20 protein-coding genes and 1 other RNA gene are annotated in these 21,497 nt (G+C 71.8%); 16 read left to right on the top strand and 5 right to left on the bottom strand.

From position 1 onward, the window contains the following. From H7A72_RS09315 to rnpB, 3 genes are all read left to right on the top strand, one after another. Positions 1 to 1,467: an RNB domain-containing ribonuclease gene (locus H7A72_RS09315; protein ID WP_185220360.1), complete on the top strand. Its 1,467-nt coding sequence runs from the start codon at positions 1 to 3 to the stop codon at positions 1,465 to 1,467. 239 nt (positions 1,468 to 1,706) lie between these two features. Next, entirely contained in the window at positions 1,707 to 2,291 is a 585-nt protein-coding gene (locus tag H7A72_RS09310) for a TMEM165/GDT1 family protein (RefSeq protein WP_185220359.1), read from the top strand. Between the two features lie 30 nt (positions 2,292 to 2,321). Next, positions 2,322 to 2,702, top strand: an RNA gene (gene rnpB, locus H7A72_RS09305) — RNase P RNA component class A. A gap of 29 nt (positions 2,703 to 2,731) precedes the next feature. Here rnpB and H7A72_RS09300 read toward each other — a convergent pair. The 3 genes from H7A72_RS09300 to map all read right to left on the bottom strand — a co-directional run bounded on the left by H7A72_RS09300 (position 2,732) and on the right by map (position 5,690). After that, on the bottom strand, positions 2,732 to 3,991 hold the full coding sequence (locus tag H7A72_RS09300) for an APC family permease (protein ID WP_185220358.1): 1,260 nt from the start codon (positions 3,989 to 3,991) through the stop codon (positions 2,732 to 2,734). 67 nt (positions 3,992 to 4,058) lie between these two features. After that, complete coding sequence (gene ppgK, locus H7A72_RS09295) at positions 4,059 to 4,814, bottom strand: polyphosphate--glucose phosphotransferase (RefSeq protein ID WP_185220357.1); 756 nt, start codon at positions 4,812 to 4,814, stop codon at positions 4,059 to 4,061. A 12-nt stretch (positions 4,815 to 4,826) separates the two neighbouring features. Then, on the bottom strand, positions 4,827 to 5,690 hold the full coding sequence (map, locus tag H7A72_RS09290) for a type I methionyl aminopeptidase (RefSeq protein WP_185220356.1): 864 nt from the start codon (positions 5,688 to 5,690) through the stop codon (positions 4,827 to 4,829). Positions 5,691 to 5,722: 32 nt separating this feature from the next. Between map and H7A72_RS09285 the strand changes: the two genes are divergently transcribed. After that, positions 5,723 to 5,965, top strand: coding sequence for a methionine aminopeptidase (locus H7A72_RS09285; protein ID WP_318843239.1), 243 nt, complete (start codon positions 5,723 to 5,725; stop codon positions 5,963 to 5,965). Between the two features lie 3 nt (positions 5,966 to 5,968). On the opposite strand, the gene H7A72_RS09280 is transcribed toward H7A72_RS09285, so the two are convergent. Both H7A72_RS09280 and panB read right to left on the bottom strand, forming a co-directional pair. After that, positions 5,969 to 6,598, bottom strand: coding sequence for a class I SAM-dependent methyltransferase (locus H7A72_RS09280; RefSeq protein WP_084451202.1), 630 nt, complete (start codon positions 6,596 to 6,598; stop codon positions 5,969 to 5,971). A 2-nt stretch (positions 6,599 to 6,600) separates the two neighbouring features. Continuing rightward, positions 6,601 to 7,455: a 3-methyl-2-oxobutanoate hydroxymethyltransferase gene (gene panB, locus H7A72_RS09275; protein ID WP_084451201.1), complete on the bottom strand. Its 855-nt coding sequence runs from the start codon at positions 7,453 to 7,455 to the stop codon at positions 6,601 to 6,603. A 250-nt stretch (positions 7,456 to 7,705) separates the two neighbouring features. Here panB and H7A72_RS09270 point away from each other — a divergent pair, with 250 nt between their 5' ends. The 12 genes from H7A72_RS09270 (at position 7,706) to rpmI (ending at position 21,477) form a co-directional block, all read left to right on the top strand. Then, the gene (locus H7A72_RS09270; protein WP_223277590.1) at positions 7,706 to 10,033 is read left to right on the top strand and encodes an immune inhibitor A domain-containing protein; all 2,328 of its coding nucleotides are present in this window, start codon (positions 7,706 to 7,708) and stop codon (positions 10,031 to 10,033) included. A 128-nt stretch (positions 10,034 to 10,161) separates the two neighbouring features. Continuing rightward, a complete protein-coding gene (locus H7A72_RS09265; RefSeq protein ID WP_185220355.1) occupies positions 10,162 to 11,499 on the top strand; it encodes a glutamine synthetase family protein in 1,338 nt (445 codons plus the stop codon). Between the two features lie 7 nt (positions 11,500 to 11,506). Further along, complete coding sequence (locus H7A72_RS09260) at positions 11,507 to 14,476, top strand: bifunctional [glutamine synthetase] adenylyltransferase/[glutamine synthetase]-adenylyl-L-tyrosine phosphorylase (RefSeq protein WP_185220354.1); 2,970 nt, start codon at positions 11,507 to 11,509, stop codon at positions 14,474 to 14,476. A 56-nt stretch (positions 14,477 to 14,532) separates the two neighbouring features. Further along, positions 14,533 to 15,879, top strand: a complete 1,347-nt coding sequence (gene hisD / locus H7A72_RS09255) for a histidinol dehydrogenase (protein ID WP_084451198.1) — start codon at positions 14,533 to 14,535, stop codon at positions 15,877 to 15,879. Then, on the top strand, positions 15,876 to 16,994 hold the full coding sequence (locus H7A72_RS09250; RefSeq protein ID WP_084451197.1) for a histidinol-phosphate transaminase: 1,119 nt from the start codon (positions 15,876 to 15,878) through the stop codon (positions 16,992 to 16,994). Before hisD ends, H7A72_RS09250 begins: the two co-directional genes overlap by 4 nt. Continuing rightward, positions 16,991 to 17,599, top strand: a complete 609-nt coding sequence (gene hisB, locus H7A72_RS09245; protein ID WP_072624819.1) for an imidazoleglycerol-phosphate dehydratase HisB — start codon at positions 16,991 to 16,993, stop codon at positions 17,597 to 17,599. Before H7A72_RS09250 ends, hisB begins: the two co-directional genes overlap by 4 nt. Before the next feature lie 8 nt (positions 17,600 to 17,607). Continuing rightward, positions 17,608 to 18,198, top strand: a complete 591-nt coding sequence (locus H7A72_RS09240) for a hypothetical protein (protein ID WP_185220353.1) — start codon at positions 17,608 to 17,610, stop codon at positions 18,196 to 18,198. Further along, positions 18,195 to 18,848 carry an imidazole glycerol phosphate synthase subunit HisH gene (hisH, locus tag H7A72_RS09235; protein WP_185220352.1) on the top strand — a complete coding sequence of 218 codons (654 nt, stop codon included), beginning with the start codon at positions 18,195 to 18,197 and terminating at the stop codon, positions 18,846 to 18,848. Before H7A72_RS09240 ends, hisH begins: the two co-directional genes overlap by 4 nt. Next, positions 18,845 to 19,588, top strand: coding sequence for a bifunctional 1-(5-phosphoribosyl)-5-((5-phosphoribosylamino)methylideneamino)imidazole-4-carboxamide isomerase/phosphoribosylanthranilate isomerase PriA (gene priA, locus H7A72_RS09230; RefSeq protein ID WP_072624816.1), 744 nt, complete (start codon positions 18,845 to 18,847; stop codon positions 19,586 to 19,588). The genes hisH and priA overlap by 4 nt, the downstream gene beginning before the upstream one ends. Then, positions 19,585 to 20,307 (top strand): SseB family protein, encoded by a 723-nt coding sequence (locus H7A72_RS09225; RefSeq protein ID WP_185220351.1) that lies wholly within the window; start codon positions 19,585 to 19,587, stop codon positions 20,305 to 20,307. Before priA ends, H7A72_RS09225 begins: the two co-directional genes overlap by 4 nt. A 293-nt stretch (positions 20,308 to 20,600) precedes the next feature. Then, positions 20,601 to 21,239, top strand: coding sequence for a translation initiation factor IF-3 (gene infC / locus H7A72_RS09220; RefSeq protein ID WP_083546307.1), 639 nt, complete (start codon positions 20,601 to 20,603; stop codon positions 21,237 to 21,239). Positions 21,240 to 21,282: 43 nt separating this feature from the next. Then, complete coding sequence (rpmI, locus tag H7A72_RS09215; protein ID WP_007925928.1) at positions 21,283 to 21,477, top strand: 50S ribosomal protein L35; 195 nt, start codon at positions 21,283 to 21,285, stop codon at positions 21,475 to 21,477. The last annotated feature ends 20 nt before the right edge of the window (positions 21,478 to 21,497 follow it).

Raw genomic sequence — 21,497 nt, 5'->3', positions numbered from 1 at the left:
ATGGCAGCCGCACAGCGAACCGTCACCCTGCGCCCGAGCGACCCCCAGTCCGGGGAGGTGGTCGCCGCCGCGGGGCTCACGGAGCGCTTCGACGCGATCCGGGCCGAGCAGGAGGTGCCCGACGAGTTCCCCGCGGACGTGCTGGCCGAGGCCGAGCGCGTTGCGGCCCAGCCGCTCTCGCAACCGGAGCGCGACGAGAGCGACCTCCCCTTTGTCACCATCGATCCGCCCGGCTCGATGGACCTTGACCAGGCCATGCACCTGTCGCGGGAGGGCGACGGCTACCGGGTGCGCTACGCGATTGCGCACCTCGAGTCCTTCGTCGAGCCGGGTGGGGCCATCGACGCAGAGGCTCGTCGTCGCGGGCAGACGATCTACGCGCCCGACGAGCGCACGCCGCTGCACCCGCCGGTGCTCAGCGAGGGTGCGGCCAGCCTCCTGCCGGAGGAGGTCCGCCCCGCCTACGTCTGGGACATCCGGCTCGACGCGACGGGCGCCCACACCTCGGCCGAGCTCTACCCGGCGCTGGTGCGCAGCGCCGAGCGGCTGGAGTACACGGCCGTCCAGGCGGCCGTCGACGCAGGGTCCGACGACGAGCGACTGGTGCTGCTCAAGGAGATCGGCGAGCTGCGGATCGCGCTCGAGCAGGAGCGCGGCGGCGCCTCGCTGCCGATGCCGGACCAGCAGGTCGAGGAGGTGGACGGAGGCTTCCGACTCCATCTGCGACCGCTCGTGCCCGCGGAGGACTGGAACGCCCAGATCTCGCTGCTCACCGGCATCGTCGCGGCCGAGATGATGCTCGAGGCCGGAATGGGGATCCTGCGCACCATGCCCGAACCCGAGGAACGCGACGTGCAGCAGCTGCGCCGGATCGCCCGAGCCCTCGGCGTCGAGTGGGCCGAGGGCACCGAGCACGGGACCTTCCTGCGGTCCCTCGACGGGACCGACCCGAAGCACCTCGCGCTGATCCACGAGTCGACCGTGCTCTTCCGCGGGGCTGGCTACACGGCCTTCGACGGCGAGCCCCCCGAGGTCGTCGAGCAGGCGGCCATCGCTGCTCCCTATGCCCACGTGACGGCACCCCTGCGTCGTCTCGTCGACCGCTTCGGGCTGGCGCTGTGCGCCGCGGTGAGTGCGGGCGCGGAGGTGCCCGGGTGGGTGCGCGAGGCGCTCCCGCTCCTGCCGGAGCTCATGGAGGCCTCCGACCGGCGGGCGGGCGCCGTCGAGCGGGCCACGACGGACGCCGTGGAGGCCGCGACCCTGGCCGACCGGGTGGGGCAGTCCTTCGACGCGGTGGTCGTCGACGTCCCGGAGGGCGACGACGGCACGGGGCGCGTCCAGATCCAGCTCGTGGACCCGCCCGTGATGGCCAGGGCATCGGGTGCCGCGGAGCTCGGCGCCGAGGTCACCGTGCGGCTCGAGAGCGTCGACCTGGCGCAGGGCAGGGTCGAGCTCACCGTGGTGTGAGCCCCGCGTGCGACGGGTGGTTTTTGCTCCCTTCGTCCGTGGGCTAGGGTGGGGCCAGCGAAAGGGAGTAGTCCCCAACAGGTGTGTCGACACACTGAGCCTGAGGTTTTGGCCCCGGCTCCGGCACATCGGGCCAGCACCACTGGCGGACGAGACTTTCGACCGGTTTGTCATACGACGTCCCGGTCGAGGCTCGTCGCACGCAGACTCCTCGTCCGGGCTGGACGAGGAGTTTTTTCATGTTCTCAGCACTGGTGCTCAGCACCGTGGTCATCTTCGTCGCCGAGCTCGGCGACAAGAGCCAGCTCATGGCGATGACCTTCGCGACCCGCTACCGGGCCCGCGACGTCATCCTCGGCATCACCGCCGCGACGGCCGTCGTGCACCTGGCCTCGGTCGGCATCGGCTACTTCATCGGCGCGAGCTTCGAGCGCTACCAGGGGCCGATCGTCATCGCTGCCGGCATCGCCTTCCTCGGCTTCGCAGCCTGGACCCTGCGCGGCGACGAGCTGACCGACGAGGAGGCGCAGAAGGCGCGCAAGGCGAAGGGGTCGGCCCTGCTGGCCGTCGGCCTGGCCTTCTTCCTCGCCGAGCTCGGCGACAAGACGATGCTGGCGACGATCACCCTCGCGGTGCGCGAGAACTGGTTCGGCACCTGGATCGGCTCGACCGTGGGCATGGTCGCGGCCGATGCGCTCGCCATCGGCGTCGGCGCCCTGCTCGGGCGCAAGCTGCCCGAGAGGGTCATCAAGTACGGGGCGGCAGCCGCCTTCGCGATCTTCGGACTGGTCCTGATCGCCGAGGGCGCGGGGTGGCTGGGCTGACCTGCGCCGCACCGTAGAATGCTCGTCGGATGAGTCGGCCGGACGGCTGCGTCACCGCCTCGGCGGTGTCGAGGAAAGTCCGGGCTCCACAGGGCAGGGTGGTGGCCAACAGCCACCCGGGGTGACCCGCGGGACAGTGCCACAGAAAGCAGACCGCCACGACGACCTCGGTCGTCGCGGTAAGGGTGAAACGGTGGTGCAAGAGACCACCAGCGATCCGGGTGACCGGATCGGCTCGGTAAACCCCACCCGGAGCAAGTCCAGACAGTGTGCGTCCGAGGGCGGCCCGCCCGAGCACACGGGTAGGACGCTGGAGGTCGTCGGCAACGGCGACCCGAGATGGATGGCCGTCACCCCGGTCCGGGCAACCGGCCCGGGGGACAGAACCCGGCTTACAGGCCGACTCATCCCCCTCCCTTCGCGCCACGTGCCGAAGGGGGTCACTCGCGCGTCGTGTGCCGCACCCATCCGATGAAGGCACCGATCGCCAGGACCACCGCCCCGGCGAGGACCGACTCCCACGGCAGCAGCACGGCCACGAGGAGGCAGCCGATGAACCCGACCGCCGCGACCGCGCGCCCGAGCCAGCCGTCGTCGAGGGTCCATGCGCTGGCATTGGCGATGGCGTAGTAGACGAGCACGCAGAAGCTCGAGAAGCCGATCACCCCGCGCAGGTCGACGAGCACGATCATCACGATGACGAAGCCGGCGACGACGATCTCGGCCCGGCGGGGGACCCGGTGCGGCCCCTCGAGCCGCGCGAGCACCGGTGGCAGGTGCCGGTCGCGCGCCATGGCCAGGACGGTCCGGGAGACGCCCAGTGTCAGGGCGAGCAGCGCGCCGCCGGCCGCGAGCACGGCCGCGATGCGCAGCATGGGGCCCAGCCAGGGCCAGGCGGAGATCTCGGCCGCCTCGGCGAGCGGCGCCTCGCGCGCGGCGACCCACCCGGCACCCAGGGTGCGTCCCAGGGCCACGGTGATGAGCACGTAGAGGCCCAGCACGACGCCCAGGCAGATCGCGACGGCGCGCGGGATGGTGCGCCGCGGCTCGAAGACCTCCTCGCCGAGGGTCGCGACCCGGGCGTACCCGGCGAAGGCGAAGAACATGAAGCCCGCGGCCTGCGCGACGCCCCACCAGCCGCCGGACCCGGGCGGGGTCGGCGGGGGAGCGTCGGCGGTGACCGGTGGGCTCATCAGGAGCACGACGACGAAGGTGAGCACCACGACGAGCACGGCGAGCGCGATCGCCCGCGCGACCCGTGCCGGTCGCTCGATGCTCTGGAGGTTGAGTGCGAGCACCACCAGCACGACGAGGATCGCCACGGCCTCGGACCAGCCGGGGAGCACGTGGACACCGATCGTCAGTGCCATGGCCGCGCACGAGGCGATCTTGCCGCTGATGAAGGCCCACCCGGCCAGGTGCCCCCAGGGCATGCCCAGCCGCTCACGCCCGTAGACGTAGGCACCGCCTGCCCTGGGATATCGGGTCGCCAGCCGTGCGGTCGAGGTGGCGTTGACGACGGCGAGCGCCCCGGCGAGGACGACGGCGAGCAGCAGCAGCGAGCCGGCCCGGGCCGCCGCCGGGGCGAAGACGACGAAGACCCCGGCCCCGAGCATCGAGGCAAGCCCGATCCCGACGGCGTCGGTCAGGCCGAGCCGACGTGAGAGGGCCGGATGGCCCGCTCCCCGCGAGGTCGTCATGGCCCCAGCCTGCCGCATGCGACGGGTCGGGCCGGGCCCGACACCACGAGCCGAGACCGGATCGTGGTCAGGAGCCCTTGGCCGCGAGATGGGCGGCACCGATGATGCCGGCCTTGTTCTTCAGCTTCGCCGCGACGATCGGCGTCCGCAGGTCGAGCAGGGGCAGGAAGGTGTCGGCCTGCTTGCTGACCCCGCCGCCGACGACGAAGAGATCGGGCCACAGCAGCGCCTCGAGGCGCGAGTAGTAGGTCTGCAGGCGCTCCACCCACTCCTGCGTCGACAGGCCCTCGCGCTCACGCACGGACTCCGCGGCGCGGGTCTCGGCGTCGTGCCCGTCGATCTCGATGTGCCCGAGCTCGGTGTTGGGCACGAGGTGCCCGTCGACGAGCACGGCCGTGCCGATGCCGGTGCCGAGGGTGGTGAGGACGACGGTGCCCTTGGCTCCCTTCGCCGCTCCGTGGTGCCGCTCGGCGACCCCTGCGGCGTCGGCGTCGTTGACGAGGTGGACCTCACGCCCGAGACGGTCGCTGAAGAGCTCGTCGGCGTCGACCCCGATCCACGCCTTGTCGATGTTGGCCGCGGTCTGGACCACGCCGTGCATGACGACGGCCGGGATCGTGATGCCCAGCGGCAGGTCCTTCTTCACCGAGAAGTGGTCCACGATCTGCGCCACGACGTCGCACACGGCCTCTGGGGTCGACTCCTCGGGGGTGGCGATCCGCAGCCGGTCGTCGGTGAAGCTGCCCTTGTCGAGGTCGACCGGGGCACCCTTGATGCCGCTGCCGCCGATGTCGATGCCCAGGGCGTGGGGCTTCTTGCTCATCGCTACCTGCCTTCAGGGGAGGGTGAGGATCTCGTTGCCGTCGTCGGTGATGAGGATCGTGTGCTCGAACTGCGCGGACCGCCGACGGTCTGCGGTCACGACGGTCCACCCGTCGTCCCACATCTCCCAGTCGGGCGTGCCGGGGTTGAGCATCGGCTCGATCGTGAAGGTCATGCCCGGCTCGATGACGGTGTCGTGACCGGGGGCGGCGTCGAAGTGGGGCACGACGAGCCCGGAGTGGAAGCTCGTCCCGATGCCGTGGCCGGTGTAGTCGCGCACCACGCCGTAGCCGAAGCGGGCGGCGTAGCGCTCGATGACCCGACCGATGATGTTGATCTGCCGTCCGGGCAGCGCCGCCTTGATGCCACGCATCATCGCCTCGTGCGTGCGCTCGACGAGCAGGCGGGACTCCTCGTCGACCTCGCCGGCGCAGAAGGTCGCATTGGTGTCGCCGTGCACGCCACCGACGAAGGCGGTGATGTCGATGTTGACGATGTCGCCCTCCTCGATCGCCCGCGAGTCGGGGATGCCGTGGCAGACGACCTCGTTGACCGAGGTGCACAGCGACTTGGGGAAGCCGCGGTAGCCCAGGGTCGAGGGGTAGGCGCTGTGGTCGAGCAGGAACTCGTGGCCGATCCGGTCGACTTCGTCGGTCGTCACGCCGGGAGCCACGGCCGCACCGGCCGCGGCGAGCGCCTGCGCGGCGATCCGCGAGGCGTGCCGCATCCGCTCGATCGTCGCGGCGTCCTTGATCTCGCTGCCGTCGAAGGGGGTCGGCGCCGGCCGGTCGACGTACTCGGGCCGCGCGATGGCGGCAGGGACGGCGCGGCGGGGGGAGACCTCACCGGGTGTCACGGTTGCGGCAGCGGCAGGCATGCGGTGAAGTCTAGGCAACGAGGGCGTGACCGATGCGCCCCGGTCCGCGGGTCACCGCGAGGAAGGACGGCACGACGATGGCGTACTGGTTCAACATCGAGACCCAGCAGGTCGAGACCGACGACAACCGCTCCCAGGGCGAGGACGTCATGGGCCCCTACGAGACCGAGGCCGAGGCCGCCGCCGCGCTCGCCACCGCGCGCGCCAAGACAGAAGCCTGGGACGAGGAGGACCGCAAGGAGCGCGAGTGGCAGACCGGCGACGCCGGGGCCTGACGGTCAGCGCGGCCGGTGCACGGTCAGGGCATAGGAGCCGTCACCGGGCCAGCGCTGCGCCTCCCACGTCGCGTAGCGCGTGACGAGGGACAGGTCGGCGGCGAAGGCCGCCCGCTCGTAGTCCTCGGGCGAAACCGCGGCGGCCCCGTCGGGCTGGTGGCCCGGCAGGGACCACCCGGCGACGAGCAGCCCGTCACCCGTGAGGTGTGCCCGCAGTCGGCGCAGGACCTCGACGAGCGTGCCGTCGGCGAGGAAGGGCACGACATTGCCCGCGAGGAGCACGACGTCGAAGGCCTGCGTCGTGAGGGACAGCGTGGCCAGGTCGGCGTGGACGAAGCGGGTCACGTCGTCGCGCTCGCGGGCCACCTCGATCATCGCCGCGTCGGCGTCGACCCCGACGACGTCGTGGCCGAGCCGGGTCAGCTCGGTCGCGACCCGCCCGGTGCCGCACCCGGCGTCGAGGACGCGCACCGGTGCCTCGTGCAGGCCGTGGACGAAGCGCGCCTCGCCGTCGAGGTCGGCACCGCCGCTCGCCAGCTCGTCGAAGCGTCGCTGGTAGGCGTGCGCGGCGTCGATGCCGCCGGACACCTCCGACCACCGCGTGCGGATCTCGGGCAGGTCGTCGGGGGCCATCGTCAGCTCTCGAAGGAGTGCTCGGACGCCGGGAAGGTGCCGGCCGCGACGTCCGCGGCATAGGCGCGCGCCGCGTCCTCGAGGACGGTGCCGACGTCGGCGTAGCGCTTGACGAAGCGGGGAGCCTTGCCCGTGCGCAGCCCGGCCATGTCCTGCCACACGAGGACCTGCGCGTCGCAGTCGGGGCCGGCGCCGATGCCGATGGTCGGGATGCTCAGCTCGCGCGTCACCTCGGCCGCGGCCGGCGCGGGCACCATCTCCAGGACGACCGCGAAGGCGCCGGCGTCCTGGACCGCCCGGGCGTCCTCGAGCAGCTTGCCCGCGGCCTCGCCGCGCCCCTGGACGCGGTAGCCGCCAAGAGTGTGCTCGCTCTGCGGAGTGAAGCCGATGTGCGCCATGACGGGGATGCCCCCCTGGGTCATCCGCTCGATCGTCGGCGCCATCTCTGCGCCGCCCTCGAGCTTGACGGCGTGCGCCAGACCCTCCTTCATCAGGCGGGCCGCCGAGAGGTAGCCCTGCTCGGGGGAGGCCTGGTAGGTGCCGAAGGGGAGGTCGGCCACGACGAGGGCGCTCGCCGCGGCACCGGCGACGGCGCGGGTCAGCGGGATCATCTCGTCGAGCGTCACGGGCACGGTCGTCTCGTGGCCGTAGACGTTGTTGCCGGCCGAGTCGCCGACGAGCAGCACCGGGATGCCCGCGCGGTCGAAGACCTGTGCGGCGTACATGTCGTAGGCGGTGAGCATGGCCCAGCGCTCGCCACGATCGGTCATCGCCTGCAGGTGGGGGATGCGCACCCGCTTGGGCGCCGAAGGGGGAGGGGTGCTCCCGGATCCGTAGGGGGCGGTCGTCTCGCTCATGGGGCCACCCTAGGCCTGACCGCACGATGCGCCGGAGGATAGAGGGAAAACCCGCAGGGTCGCCGGGTCAAGAGTAAGGATTCCTTCAGAAACTCCTGTGGTGACTCCCGGAGGCCGGCAAATCTTGGTTGAGTGCGCTCACCCCCTGTGGTTCGAGCCACAACATCTTTTTGGAGGACCCGTGAAGAGACGCCACACCCATGTCGTGTCCGGCCTCGCGGCTTCCGCCCTCGTCCTGACCCTCGCGCCGATGGCCGCGAGTGCAGGGACGAGTGCCGCGGTGGCACCCGAGGACAAGGCCGCTTCGTCGGCCCGGCACGACGACCTGCCCAACCCCCTGGGTGACGCCCAGCGCGAGCTGCGCGAGGACGCCGTCGACAAGCTGATGCGCGGCGAGGCCCGCGTGGTCACCAAGAACGGCACGCAGGTCATCGAGATCACCAGCGATGACGCCGCCGAGACCCACGCCAAGGCCAAGGGCCACCAGGACAACACGACCGCCGCCAAGGGCAAGGGCAAGGGCAAGCGCACCAAGTACGTCCAGTACGACGTCGACCGGGAGGCGAGCGTCTTCACGATCCTCACCGACTTCGGTGACCAGACCAAGCCCGCCCAGGGCGGCGAGGCCGGTCCGGTCCACAACGAGATCCCCGAGCCGGACCGGTCGGTCAACAACTCGACCATCTGGGACGAGGACTTCAGCCGCGACCACTACACCGAGCTGATGTTCGGGTCCGACGCCGAGACCAAGGGCAAGGGCAAGGGCAAGGGCAAGAAGAAGGAGCAGGAGTCCTTCCGCGACTTCTACCTCAAGCAGTCGCAGGGCCGCTTCCTCACCAAGGGCGACGTGAGCGACTGGGTGACGGTGCCCTTCAACGAGGCCCGTTACGGCCACAACCCGGTCGCGGGTGACGGCACCTCCGAGGCCGAGGGCTACTGGAACTACGTCAAGGACACCGCCACCGCCTGGTACGAGGACCAGAAGGCCCAAGGCACGTCCGACGCGGAGATCAAGGAGTACCTCGCGCAGTTCGACGTCTGGGACCGCTACGACTTCGACGGTGACGGCGACTTCAACGAGCCCGACGGCTACATCGACCACTTCCAGGCGATCCACGCCGGTGAGGGCGAGGAGGCCGGTGGCGGCGAGCAGGGCGAGGACGCCATCTGGAGCCACCGCTGGTACGCCTTCTCCAACAACATCGGCAAGGACGGCCCGGAGCAGAACAAGCTCGGCGGTGTCCCGCTCGGCGACTCCGGCATCTGGATCGGTGACTACACGACCGAGCCGGAGAACGGCGGCCTGGGTGTCTTCACCCACGAGTTCGGTCACGACCTCGGTCTGCCCGACCTCTACGACACCGCCGGCGGCGACAACGGCACCGGCTTCTGGACCCTGATGTCCGGCGGCTCGTGGCTCAACGACGGCACCGTCGACATCGGCTCCAGCCCGGGCTACATGGGTGCCTGGGAAAAGCTGCAGCTCGGCTGGCTCGACGCCGAGACGGTCAAGCCGGGTCAGAACGTCAACCTCGCCCTGGGCCCCGCCGACCGCGACCACGCCAAGCTGCCCCAGGCCGCTGCGGTCCTCCTGCCCGAGGAGACCGTGACGACCGACTACAACACCCCCCACTCCGGCAGCTACGAGTGGTGGTCCGGCTCCGCCGACAACCTCAACAACACCCTGACCCGCGAGATCGACCTCACCGGGGCGACCTCGGCGTCGGTCTCGGCGCAGCTGGCCACCCAGATCGAGGCCGGCTACGACTTCCTCTACACGGAGGTCAGCGCCGACGGTGGGTCCACGTGGGAGGAGCTGTCCGCCACCGACGGCGGCGACCTGTCGTGGAACGAGGTCACGACCGACCTGAGCGCCTACGCGGGCCAGAAGGTCCAGTTCCGCTGGCGTTACCAGTCGGACGGTGGTGTCTCCGAGCCCGGGGCCTTCATCGACGACATCACCATCACGGTCGACGGGACCGCGGTCCTCACCGACGACGTGGAGTCCGGCGACAACGGCTGGACCGCAGACGGCTTCACCCGGATGTCGGGCTCCACGTCGGAGACGGTCCAGAGCTACTACCTCGCGGAGAACCGCGTGTACTCGGGCTACGACAAGAACCTCAAGACCGGTCCGTACAACTTCGGTGACCCCGAGCGCCCCGACTGGGTCGAGCGCTTCCCGTACCAGGACGGCCTGCTCGTCTGGTACATCAACAACGCCTACTCGGACAACAACACCAGCGTGCACCCCGGCTACGGCCAGGTCCTGCCCGTCGACGCCCGCCCGGCGCCGGTGAAGTTCTCCAACGGCAAGCTGCTCGGCAACCGCCGTCAGCCCTTCGACGCCACCTTCGGCACCCAGCGCACCGACGAGGTGACCTTCCACAACGCAGGCATCCCGCAGACGGTCCCCTCGACTCCGGGCATCCGCACGTTCGACGACTCCGACCCCAACCGCTACTGGTCGGCCGACAACCCGTGGAGCTCGACCAAGGTCGCCGGATCCGGCACGAAGATCACCGTCCTGAAGGAGAAGAAGGACGAGATGTCCCTCCGGATCCAGTCCGGGAAGTGATCGCACCCACCTGCTGAGCACCGCAGGCGATCGCCGGGCCCGCCTCACCCCCTTCGACCGAAGGGGGTGAGGCGGGCCTCGTCGTGCCCTGCACGATCTGTGCCGCCCGCCTAGGGCAGGATGGGCGCATGGATCGTCAGCAGGAGTTCGTCCTCCGCACCATCGAGGAGCGGGACATCCGGTTCGTCCGGTTGTGGTTCACCGATGTCCTCGGCACGCTCAAGTCGGTCGCCATCGCCCCCGCCGAGCTCGAGGGCGCCTTCAGCGAGGGCATCGGCTTCGACGGGTCGGCCATCGAGGGCTTCACCCGGGTCTACGAGGCCGACATGCTCGCGCGTCCCGATCCCTCGACCTTCCAGGTGCTGCCGTGGCGCGGTGAGCACCCGGGCACCGCGCGCATGTTCTGCGACATCCAGCTGCCCGACGGCAGCCCCGCCCTGGCCGATGCGCGCTACGTCCTGCGCCGCACGCTGGGCAAGGCCGCCGACATGGGCTTCAGCTTCTACACCCACCCCGAGATCGAGTTCTTCCTGCTCCAGCAGGGCACGCCGCGGGGCGAGCGGCCCGAGCCGGTCGACGACGGCGGCTACTTCGACCACGTGCCGAAGGGGGAGGCCCACGACTTCCGTCGTGCCGCCATCACCATGCTCGAGTCGGTCGGCATCTCCGTGGAGTTCAGCCACCACGAGGGCGCCCCGGGGCAGAACGAGATCGACCTGCGCTACGCCGACGCGCTGTCGATGGCGGACAACATCATGACCTTCCGCACAGTGATCAAGGAGGTGGCGCTCGAGCAGGGTGTCTACGCGACCTTCATGCCCAAGGTCTTCGCCGAGCACCCCGGCAGCGGGATGCACACCCACCTCTCGCTCTTCGAGGGCGACACCAATGCCTTCTACGAGGCCGGTGCCCCCTACCGGCTGAGCAAGGTCGGCCGTCAGTTCATCGCCGGCCTGCTCCACCACGGTCGCGAGTTCACGGCCGTGACCAACCAGTGGGTCAACAGCTACAAGCGCCTGTGGGGCGGCGGCGAGGCGCCGGCGCACCTGACGTGGGGCCACAACAACCGCTCGGCGATGGTCCGGGTGCCGATGTACAAGCCCAACAAGAGCAACTCCAGCCGGGTCGAGCTGCGCAGCCTCGACGCGGCGTGCAACCCCTACCTCGCCTTCGCCGTCACCCTCGCCGCGGGGCTCAAGGGCATCGAGGAGGGCTACGAGCTCCCGGCGGAGACCGAGGACGACGTGTGGAGCCTCACCGACCGCGAGCGCAAGGCGATGGGCATCAAGCCGCTGCCCTCGAGCCTCTCCGAGGCCATCGAGGCGATGGAGGAGAGCGAGCTCGTCGCCGAGACCCTGGGCGAGCACGTCTTCGACTTCTTCCTGCGCAACAAACGGCAGGAGTGGGCCGACTACCGCAACCAGGTCACCCCCTTCGAGCTGGAAAGTCTGCTGCCGCGACTGTGAGGACCGCGTGACACCACCCGCCCGACCCGGACCCAGCATCTCCCGACGAGGCTTCGACGACACCCGTCGGGCCGAGTCCCTGCTGGCCGACCCCGCACTCGCGCCGCTCGCCGAGGTCCGTGACGACCTCGTCGCGGCCCTGACACGAGCCGCCGACCCCGACAGCGCGCTGCTCGGGCTCGTCCGGGTCGTCGAGTCGGCTGGCGACGAGGTCGAGGCGCTGCTCGCCGCCCTGCGGGACGACGCGGAGGCGCGGGCCCGGATCATCGGGGCGATGGGCGTCTCGACGGCGCTCGTCGACCATCTCGTCGCCCACCCCGAGCAGTGGCGTGATGCCGTCGACGCCCGGGAGATGACGCCGGAGGAGCGGACCGAAGCCCTGCTCGCCGAGATCGCCGACCCCGGCGACCTCGAGCCGCAGGACGCCCTGCGGGTCGGCTACCGGCGCCAGCTGCTCGGCATCGCCGCCCGCGACACGACGGCCGAGGACCCCGTGGAGTTCCTGCCCCAGGTCGGGCGCGCCCTGGCCGACCTCGCTGGCTCGGCGCTCGAGGGCGCGGTCCGGATCGCGATCGACGAGCTGGGTGACGAGGGGCAGACCTGCCGCTTCGCCGTCATCGGCATGGGCAAGGCCGGCGGTCGCGAGCTCAACTACGTCTCCGACGTCGACGTCATCTTCGTCGCGGAGCCGGTCGAGGGCGCCGACGAGGCCGCCGCGCTCGACGTCGCCACGCGGGTGGCGACCCGGATGATGCACGCGTGCTCCGACGCGACCGCCCACGGCAGCCTGTGGCCGGTCGACCCGGCGCTGCGGCCGGAGGGCAAGCAGGGCCCTCTTGTGCGCACCGTGGCCAGCCACCGTGCCTACTACGAGCGCTGGGCCAAGACGTGGGAGTTCCAGGCCCTGCTCAAAGCGCGTCACCTGGCCGGCGACGCCACGCTGGGGGCGGAGTACCTCGCCGCGGTGCAGCCGATGGTCTGGGAGGCGGCCTCCCGGGAGGACTTCGTCGACGACGTGCAGGCGATGCGCCGTCGCGTCGAGGAGCACATCCCCGCCGCCGAGGCCTCCCGCCAGCTCAAGCTCGGTCCCGGTGGTCTGCGCGACGTGGAGTTCTCCGTCCAGCTGCTCCAGCTGGTCCACGGCCGCACCGACGAGAGCCTGCACTCGGGCACCACGCTCGACGCCCTCGCCGCGCTGTCGGCCGGTGGCTACGTGGGGCGAGCGGACACCGCCGTGCTCGCCGACGCCTACAAGGTCCTGCGCACCCTCGAGCACCGCATCCAGCTCCACCGGCTGCGGCGCACCCACCTCATGCCGACCGCCGAGGCCGACCTGCGGCGGCTCGGACGGGCCCTGCACCTGTGGGACCAGCCCGACAAGCAGGTCGTCCAGCTGCGCACCGAGCACTCCCGCGAGGTGCGGCGTCTCCACCAGCGGCTCTTCTACCGCCCCCTGCTGTCGGCGGTCGCCAAGCTCAGCCCCGACGAGGCGCGGCTGACCCCCGACGCGGCCCGCGCGCGGCTGAGCGCGCTCGGCTACCGCGACCCGGCCGGTGCCCTGCGCCACCTCGAGGTCCTCACCGACGGGGTCAACCGCACGGCGGCCATCCAGCGGCAGCTGCTGCCCGTCATGCTCGAGTGGTTCGCCGAGATGGCCGACCCCGACGCCGGTCTGCTCGCCTTCCTCAAGGTGAGCGAGGAGCTCGGCACGACCCACTGGTACCTGCGCCTGCTGCGTGACGAGGGCGAGGCCGCCCAGATCCTCGCCCACACCCTGGGGGCGAGTCGATTTGCCGGGGACCTGCTGCTGGCCAGCCCCGAGGCGGTGCAGATGCTCGGCGACCCCGACGGACTGCGCCCGCGCGAGCGGGAGGAGATCCTCAAGCGGATGCGGGCTGCCGCGAGCCGTCGGGACGAGGCCGATGCGGCCGTCGCGTCCATCCGCGCGATCCGGCGGGCCGAGATCTTCCGCGTCGCGGTCGCCGACCTGCAGGGGCGGATCAACCTCGAGCAGGTGGGCGACGCGCTCACCGACATCAGCGAGGCGGTCATCCAGGCCTCCCTCGAGGTTGTCGTGCGCGCGGTCGAGGCCGATCGAGGGGCGCCGGTCGGCACCGACCTGCTCATCGTCGGCATGGGGCGCCTCGGTGGCAGCGAGATGGGCTACTCCTCCGATGCCGACGTCCTCTACGTGCACGAGCCCCACGAGGGCACGGACGACCAGGCAGCCCAGGAGGCCGCACTCGCCGTCGTCGGTGAGCTGCGACGCCTGCTCGGCGCCCCGGGGTCCGACCCGCCGCTCGGTCTCGACGCCGACCTGCGGCCCGAGGGCAAGAGCGGGCCGATGGTGCGCTCGCTGGCGTCCTACGCGACCTACTACGAGCGCTGGTCCGAGACCTGGGAGGCCCAGGCCCTGCTGCGCGCTCGTCCGGTGGCGGGCGACCCCGGGCTGGGGGAGCGCTTCACCGCCCTCATCGACCCCATCCGCTGGCCCGCCGAGGGGCTCGACGCGACCCAGGTGCGCGAGGTGCGCCGACTCAAGGCGCGCATGGAGGCCGAGCGGCTGCCGCGCGGCGCGGACCGCAAGGCGCACTTCAAGCTCGGCATGGGCGGTCTCTCCGACGTCGAGTGGACCGTCCAGCTGCTCCAGCTGCAGCACGCGCACGACCACGAGGAGCTGCGCACGACCCGGACCCTGCCGGCGCTCGGGGCGGCCGTCGAGGTCGGGCTCGTCGGGGGCGAGGACGCCGTGGTCCTGCGCGAGGCCTGGTCGATGGCCTCGCTGCTGCGCAATGCCGGCATGCTCTTCCGCGGGCGACCCGTCGACTCGGTGCCGTCCAACCTGCGCGAGGCCGACGGCGTCGGGCGCATCGTCGGCATGGCGCCGCAGTCGGGGCTGGCCCTCGCCGAGTCCTACCGCCGCACCGCACGCCACGCCCGCCAGGTGGTCGACCGGATCTTCTACGGCGGGGTCTGACCCCGACGCATGAGACGCCGGTCAGGAGCCGGCGCGGACATACCTAGACTTGGGGCATGCTCGCGACGATCGACCTGCGCTCACAGCCCCTCGGCGCCCGGCAGCTGCGTGCCGTCCTGCCGCGGGCCGAGTACGACGTCGAGGCCGCCCTGGACGCGGTCCGGCCGATCAGCGACGACGTCCATGACCGTGGGGCCGCAGCCCTCTACGACCTCGCCGAGCGCTTCGACGGGGTGCGGCCGTCCTCCCTTCGCGTCCCGCAGGAGGTCCTCGAGGCCGCCGTCGACACCCTCGACCCGGCCGTGCGCACGGCCCTCGAGGTGGCCATCGAGCGCACCCGGGCGGTGCACGCCGACCAGCGGCGCACCGACACCACGACCGACCTCGGTGGCGGCGGCACCGTCACCGAGCGATGGGTCCCCGTCGAGCGCGTCGGCCTCTACGTCCCCGGCGGCCGGGCGGTCTACCCGTCGTCCGTCGTGATGAACGTCGTGCCCGCGCAGATCGCCGGGGTCGGCTCGCTCGCCGTCGCCAGCCCGCCGCAGAAGGAGAACGTCGGCGTCTTCGCCGGCTACCCGCACCCGACGATCCTCGCCGCCTGCGCCCTGCTCGGCGTCGACGAGGTGTGGGCCATGGGCGGCGCCCAGGCGGTGGCGGGATTCGCCCACGGCTTCGAGGACGAGGCCTCGGGGGAGCGCGGCGAGTGCCTCCCGGTGAGCCTCGTGACCGGCCCGGGCAACATCTACGTGGCCGCCGCCAAGCGCCTGCTCAAGGGGATCGTCGGCATCGACGCCGAGGCCGGCCCCACCGAGATCGCGGTCCTCGCCGACGCCACCGCCGACCCGGAGCACGTCGCGGCCGACCTCATCAGCCAGGCCGAGCACGACCCCATGGCCGGGTCGGTCCTCGTCACCGACTCCACCGAGCTCGCCGACGCCGTCGCCGGCGCGGTCGAGCGACGGGCCGCCGCGACGAAGCACAGCGAGCGCGTCGCCGAGGCCCTCTCCGGCCGGCAGTCGGCGATCGTGCTCGTCGACGACCTCGACGCCGGCCTGCGGGTCGTCGACGCCTACGCCGCCGAGCACCTCGAGGTCATCACCGCCGACGCGCCCGCGGTCGCCGCCCGGGTGCGCAGCGCCGGGGCGATCTTCGTCGGGGCGCACTCGCCGGTGAGCCTCGGCGACTATGTCGCGGGGTCCAACCACGTGCTCCCCACGGGCGGCAGCGCCGCCCACAGCAGCGGGCTGTCGGTCCAGTCCTTCCTGCGCGGGATCCACGTCGTCGAGTACTCCGAGCAGGCGCTGGCCGAGGTCGCCCCGCACGTCCTCGCGCTGTCCGAGGCCGAGGACCTGCCGGCCCACGGCGAGGCCATCAGCGCGCGCACCGGGGAGGCCCTGCGATGAGCGAGATCGAGCAGCTGCTGCGCCCCGCCCTGCGCGGACGCACTCCCTACGGCGCCCCGCAGCTCGACGTCGACGTCCAGCTCAACACCAACGAGTCCTCCTACCCGGTGCCGCCCGAGGTCGTCGCGGCCATCGTCGCCGAGCTCGAGGAGCAGCTCGGGGGGCTCAACCGCTACCCGGACCGGGAGTTCACCGACCTGCGCACGGCGCTCGTCGCCTATCTCGAGGACCGCAGCGGGGTCTCCCTTCGTCCCGAGCAGGTGTGGGCCGGCAACGGCAGCAACGAAGTCCTCTCGCACCTCGTCCAGGCCTTCGGCGGACCGGACCGCACGGCGCTCGGCTTCACGCCTGCCTACTCGATGCACCCGATCATCAGCGAGACGCTCGGCACGACGTGGGTCGACGGCCAGCGCGACCGTGACTCCTTCGACCTGACCGTCGAGTCCGCCGTCGAGCAGGCCCGGCGGGTCGACCCGCACCTGGTCTTCCTCTGCTCGCCCAACAACCCGACGGGCACGGCGCTGCCCTTCGACGTCATCGAGGCGATGCTCGAGGCGGCTCCGCGGGCGGTCGTCGTCGTCGACGAGGCCTACGCCGAGTTCGCCCGGCCCGGCACGCCGAGCGCACTGTCGCTGCTGGCCGCCCACCCGCGCCTGGTCGTCACCCGGACCATGAGCAAGGCCTTCGCCCTCGCCGGTGGCCGCCTGGGGTATCTCGCGGCCGACCCGCAGGTCGTCGATGCGCTGCGGCTGGTCCGCCTGCCCTACCACCTGTCGGCCCCCACGCAGACGATCGCCCGCGTCTCGCTCGAGCACGCCGACCGGCTGCTCGAGACCGTCGACGCGATCAAGGAGCAGCGCGACCGGCTCGTCGCCGAGCTGACCGCGATGGGCCTGCGGCCCGTGCCGAGCGATGCCAACTTCGTCCTCTTCGGCGGGCTCGCCGACGCGCCGGCGACGTGGCAGGCTCTGCTCGACCGGGGGGTCCTCGTCCGTGACGTCGGTATCCCGCACCACCTGCGGGTCACCGCCGGCACCCCCGAGGAGACCGGTCGCTTCCTCGCGGCGATGACCGAGCTCGTCACCACCCACGCATCGAGCCAGGAGGCCTCGTGAGCACACCGTCCCGCACCGCCACCGTCACCCGGGGCACGTCGGAGAGCCGCGTCGAGGTGAGCGTCGACCTCGACGGCACCGGCAAGGGTGACGTCTCCACGGGCGTGCGCTTCTACGACCACATGCTGCTCTCGCTCGCCAAGCACAGCCTCATCGACCTCACGGTCCGGGCCGACGGCGACGTCGACGTCGACGCCCACCACACGGTCGAGGACGTCGCGATCGTCCTCGGGCAGGCCGTGCGCGAGGCGCTCGGCGACAAGTCGGGCATCAGCCGCTTCGGTGACGCGACGGTCCCGCTCGACGAGGCCCTCGTCCATGCGGTCGTCGACGTCGCCGGTCGCCCCTACGTCGTGCACTCGGGTGAGCCGGCCGGCCAGGAGTACGTCATCATCGGCGGCAACTTCGTCGGGTCCCTCACGCGACACGTCCTCGAGTCCTTCGCCTACAACGCCGGCATCGCCCTGCACGTGCGCGTGCTCGCCGGCCGCGACCCGCACCACATCGTCGAGGCGCAGTTCAAGGCGCTGGCACGGGCCTTGCGCGCAGCCGTCCAGCCCGACCCGCGCGTCGTCGGCATCCCCAGCGCCAAGGGCGCCCTGTAGAGGATGCGATGACCCAGCAGGGCAGGGGAGTGGTGCTCCTCGCCGCCTCGTCCGCGAGCGCGGTGGAGTGGGTACGTCGTGGTGTCGTGCCGTGCCACGTGCTCGAGCACAGCGCGTGGTCGATCGTCGTGCCGGCAACGCGGGCGAGCGTCACCGCGGCCCCCTACGACGACGCCCTCGCGCTTCTCGCCTCGCGGCACGTGGGCCCTCGGCTGACCCCCGCGATCGGCCTGTTCGCCATGGACGACACGGCCGTGGTCACCGCCCGGGCCGGCCGCAGCCCGGCCCGGTGGGCCCTGCGTGCGGCCGACCGTGAGATCGTGCGCGGTCCCCGGCTGCCCGCGCTCACCCCCGAGGACCTGCACCGCACCCTCGCCGGCAACTCCGGCGCGCGGGAGGTGCCGATCCGTGAGGTCCGTGCCCTCTGGGGCCGGACCGACCTGACCCACCTGGAGTGGCTCGTCGAGGTCGTCACGGTGCTCGGGCTCCCCGGTGGGCGGGCACTCGACGGCAGCGACGGGGCCCTGGGGCCGGTCATCTCGCCCGACGAGAGCGCTGTGCGCGCCTTCGAGTCCGTCGTCAAGGATGTGCACCAATGAGCACCAGCCCCCACGTCGTCGTCCTCGACCACGGTTCCGGCAACGTCCACTCCGCCGTCCGGGCGCTCGCCCACGTCGGAGCCCGCGTCGAGCTGACCGCCGACCGCGAGGCGGTGCTCGCCGCTGACGGGCTGCTCGTGCCCGGGGTGGGCAACTTCCACGCCTGCATGGCCGGTCTGCGCGCGGTCGACGGTCCGTCGCTCGTCGACACCCGGCTCGCCGGTGGTCGTCCCGTGCTCGGCGTCTGCGTCGGCATGCAGGTGATGTTCGACGGGTCCGACGAGCCGGCCGGTGCCCAGCCACCGCAGCAGGGACTGCAGCAGTGGCCCGGGACCGTCGCCCGTCTCGACGCGCCCGTCGTGCCGCACATGGGCTGGTCGACCCTCGAGGTGCCCACCGGCACACGGCTCTTCGCCGGTGTCGAGGACGAGCGGTTCTACTTCGTGCACTCCTACGGGGTGCCCACCTGGGACCTGCCCCGACCCGATGGTGCGCTCTCGGCCGCAGCGCCCCTGGTCACGTGGAGCGAGCACGGGTCCCCCTTCGTCGCCGCCGTCGAGAACGGCGCCTTGTCCGCCACGCAGTTCCACCCCGAAAAATCCGGGGACGCCGGGCTGCACCTCCTGAAGAACTGGGTGATGTCACTGTGACCACGACCGAGAGCCCCCGCCTGGAGCTCCTGCCCGCCGTCGACGTGCGCGAAGGGCGGGCCGTGCAGCTGCAGCAGGGCGTGGCCGGGTCGGGCTGGGACTTCGGCGACCCGCTGCAGGCCGCCCGGGCCTGGCAGGAGCAGGGCGCCGAGTGGATCCACCTGGTCGACCTCGACGCCGCCTTCGGCACCGGGAGCAACCGTGACCTGCTCGCGGGCATCGTCGGCGGTCTCGACATCAAGGTCGAGCTGAGCGGCGGGATCCGCGACGAGGAGTCGCTGACCGCAGCCCTCGACTCCGGCTGCGCGCGGGTCAACCTCGGCACGGCCGCACTCGAGAACCCGGAGTGGACCGCGCAGGCCATCGCCGAGCACGGCGACCGCATCGCCGTCGGTCTCGACGTGCGGGGCACGACCCTCGCCGCCCGCGGGTGGACCCAGGAGGGCGGTGACCTCTGGGAGACGCTCGCCCGACTCGACCGCGAGGGGTGCGCGCGCTACGTCGTCACCGACGTCGCCAAGGACGGCATGCTCGCCGGTCCCAACCTCCAGCTCCTGAAGGACGTGTGCGCCGCGACCGACGCCGCGGTCGTCGCCAGCGGTGGCGTGACGACCCGCGACGACGTCATCGCCCTGCGCGGGCTCGTCGCCGAGGGCGTCGAGGGCGCGATCATCGGCTCCGCGCTCTACAAGGGCACGGTCACCCTGGCCGAGGCACTCGACGCTGCGGGGCGGCCGTGACCACCGGCGACTCCGCCGGCATCCCGTGGCAGGGCCGCGAGCTGCCCACCGGCGGCTTCGGCGGGGACACGGGCGAGGCCGACCCGGCCCTGCTGCGGGCCCTGACGACCGGGGGCGAGGCCGAGGTCGTCGACCGGCTGGCGGGCGCCCGGCTGCTCGTGCCGGTCAAGGCCGTCGCCGGCGAGACCGCCGAGGGCGAGCACGGGGTCGTGGCCGACAAGGAGGCCGACATGGCGGTCGTGCTGCTCGAGCACCCCGACGGGCGCACGGCGCTCCCGGTCTTCTCCTCCATGGCCGATCTCGCGGCCTTCGACGGGTCCGTGCGGCCGGTGCCCGTCGAGGCCGCCCGGGCTGCCCAGGCTGCCGTGAGCGAGCAGGCCGACCTCATGGTGCTCGACTGCGCCAGCGAGCACGCCTTCGAGGTGCGGTCCTCCATGGTCTGGGCCCTGGCCCAGCAGCGGGCCTGGCTGCCCGCCCACGAGGACCCCTTCGTCGCCGAGTCGGTGGCGCGGGTCGTCGCCACCCGTGAGGAGATCACCGAGCACGCCCTGGGGGCCGGCGTCCCCGACGGTCAGGGGGTCCTGCAGATCACGCTCACCCTCGTGCCGGGGCTCGGCGAGGAGCAGGTGCGCTCGCTCGTCACCGGTGTGGCCGAGCAGCTGGCCACCGACGGTGAGCTGCGCGCGCGGGTCGACGGGCTGTCCTTCGCGGTCGTCTGAGTCGGCGGCGATTTCGACTCTGCGGGGTCCGCTGGTATCGTTGTGCCACGACCGGTCACCGTCCTCGCGGCGGTGACGCAAGAGGAGCCTCGCTTCCACCCGCGTCGACCACAGGTTCGCATGGACCACTCGGTTGCCGGGTCACAGGTCTCGACGCGGTCCCGACCGCGGGAGTGGCACCGTCGCTCCCTTCGTCCGGGTGTGGTGTCGTGCTCTGGTGAGGCTCCTCGCGATCGGCGAGGAGCCTTTCTTCGTCGGTGGCGGGAGTGACACACCGAGCTAAGGAGCAGCACATCAGCGAGCCTCGCATCAATGACCGTATCCGCGTCCCGGAGGTGCGGTTGGTCGGCCCCAACGGGGAGCAGGTCGGCATCGTCCGCGTGGAGGACGCCCTTCGTCTCGCCGCAGAGGCGGACCTCGACCTCGTGGAGGTCGCTCCGATGGCCAAGCCCCCCGTCGCCAAGCTCATGGACTTCGGCAAGTACAAGTACGAAGCCGCCATGAAGGCGCGTGAAGCGCGCAAGAACCAGGTCAACACGGTCATCAAGGAGATCAAGCTCCGACCGAAGATCGACAGCCACGACTACGGCACGAAGAAGGGCCACGTCGAGCGCTTCCTGGGTGCCGGCGACAAGGTCAAGGTGACGATCATGTTCCGTGGCCGCGAGCAGTCCCGCCCCGAGCTGGGCTTCCGACTGCTGCAGCGTCTCGCGGAGGACGTCGTGGAGCTCGGCACCGTCGAGTCGGCCCCCAAGCAGGACGGCCGCAACATGGTCATGGTGCTCGCCCCGACGAGGAAGAAGTCCGAGGCCCGCGCCGAGGCGCGACGCAAGAAGGACGAGCAGAAGGCGGCCACCGCGGCCGCTGCCGCCCCGGCGGAGTCGGCCGAGACGACCGAGGCCGAGACCACCGAGGCCCCGGCCGAGTCCTGAGCCGGCCCCAGACCAGCACAGCAACGAGAAGGAGATCGGCGCCATGCCGAAGAACAAGACGCACTCCGGTGCGAAGAAGCGCTTCCGGGTCACCGGCTCGGGCAAGATCATGCGCGAGCGCGCCAACCACGTCCACAAGTTCCACGAGAAGACCCCGCAGCACGCGCGTCGTCTCGCCAACGACGTCCTGGTTTCCAAGGCCGACGAGAAGAAGATCAAGAAGCTGCTCGGTCGCTGACCTGAGCCTCTTGTCCCCAC

This window comes from Janibacter sp. YB324 (assembly GCF_014217915.1).
Classification (GTDB): Bacteria; Actinomycetota; Actinomycetes; order Actinomycetales; family Dermatophilaceae; genus Janibacter; species Janibacter indicus.
Note: the sequence above shows the minus strand (reverse complement) of the source record. Positions and strands in the feature narration are given on the sequence as shown.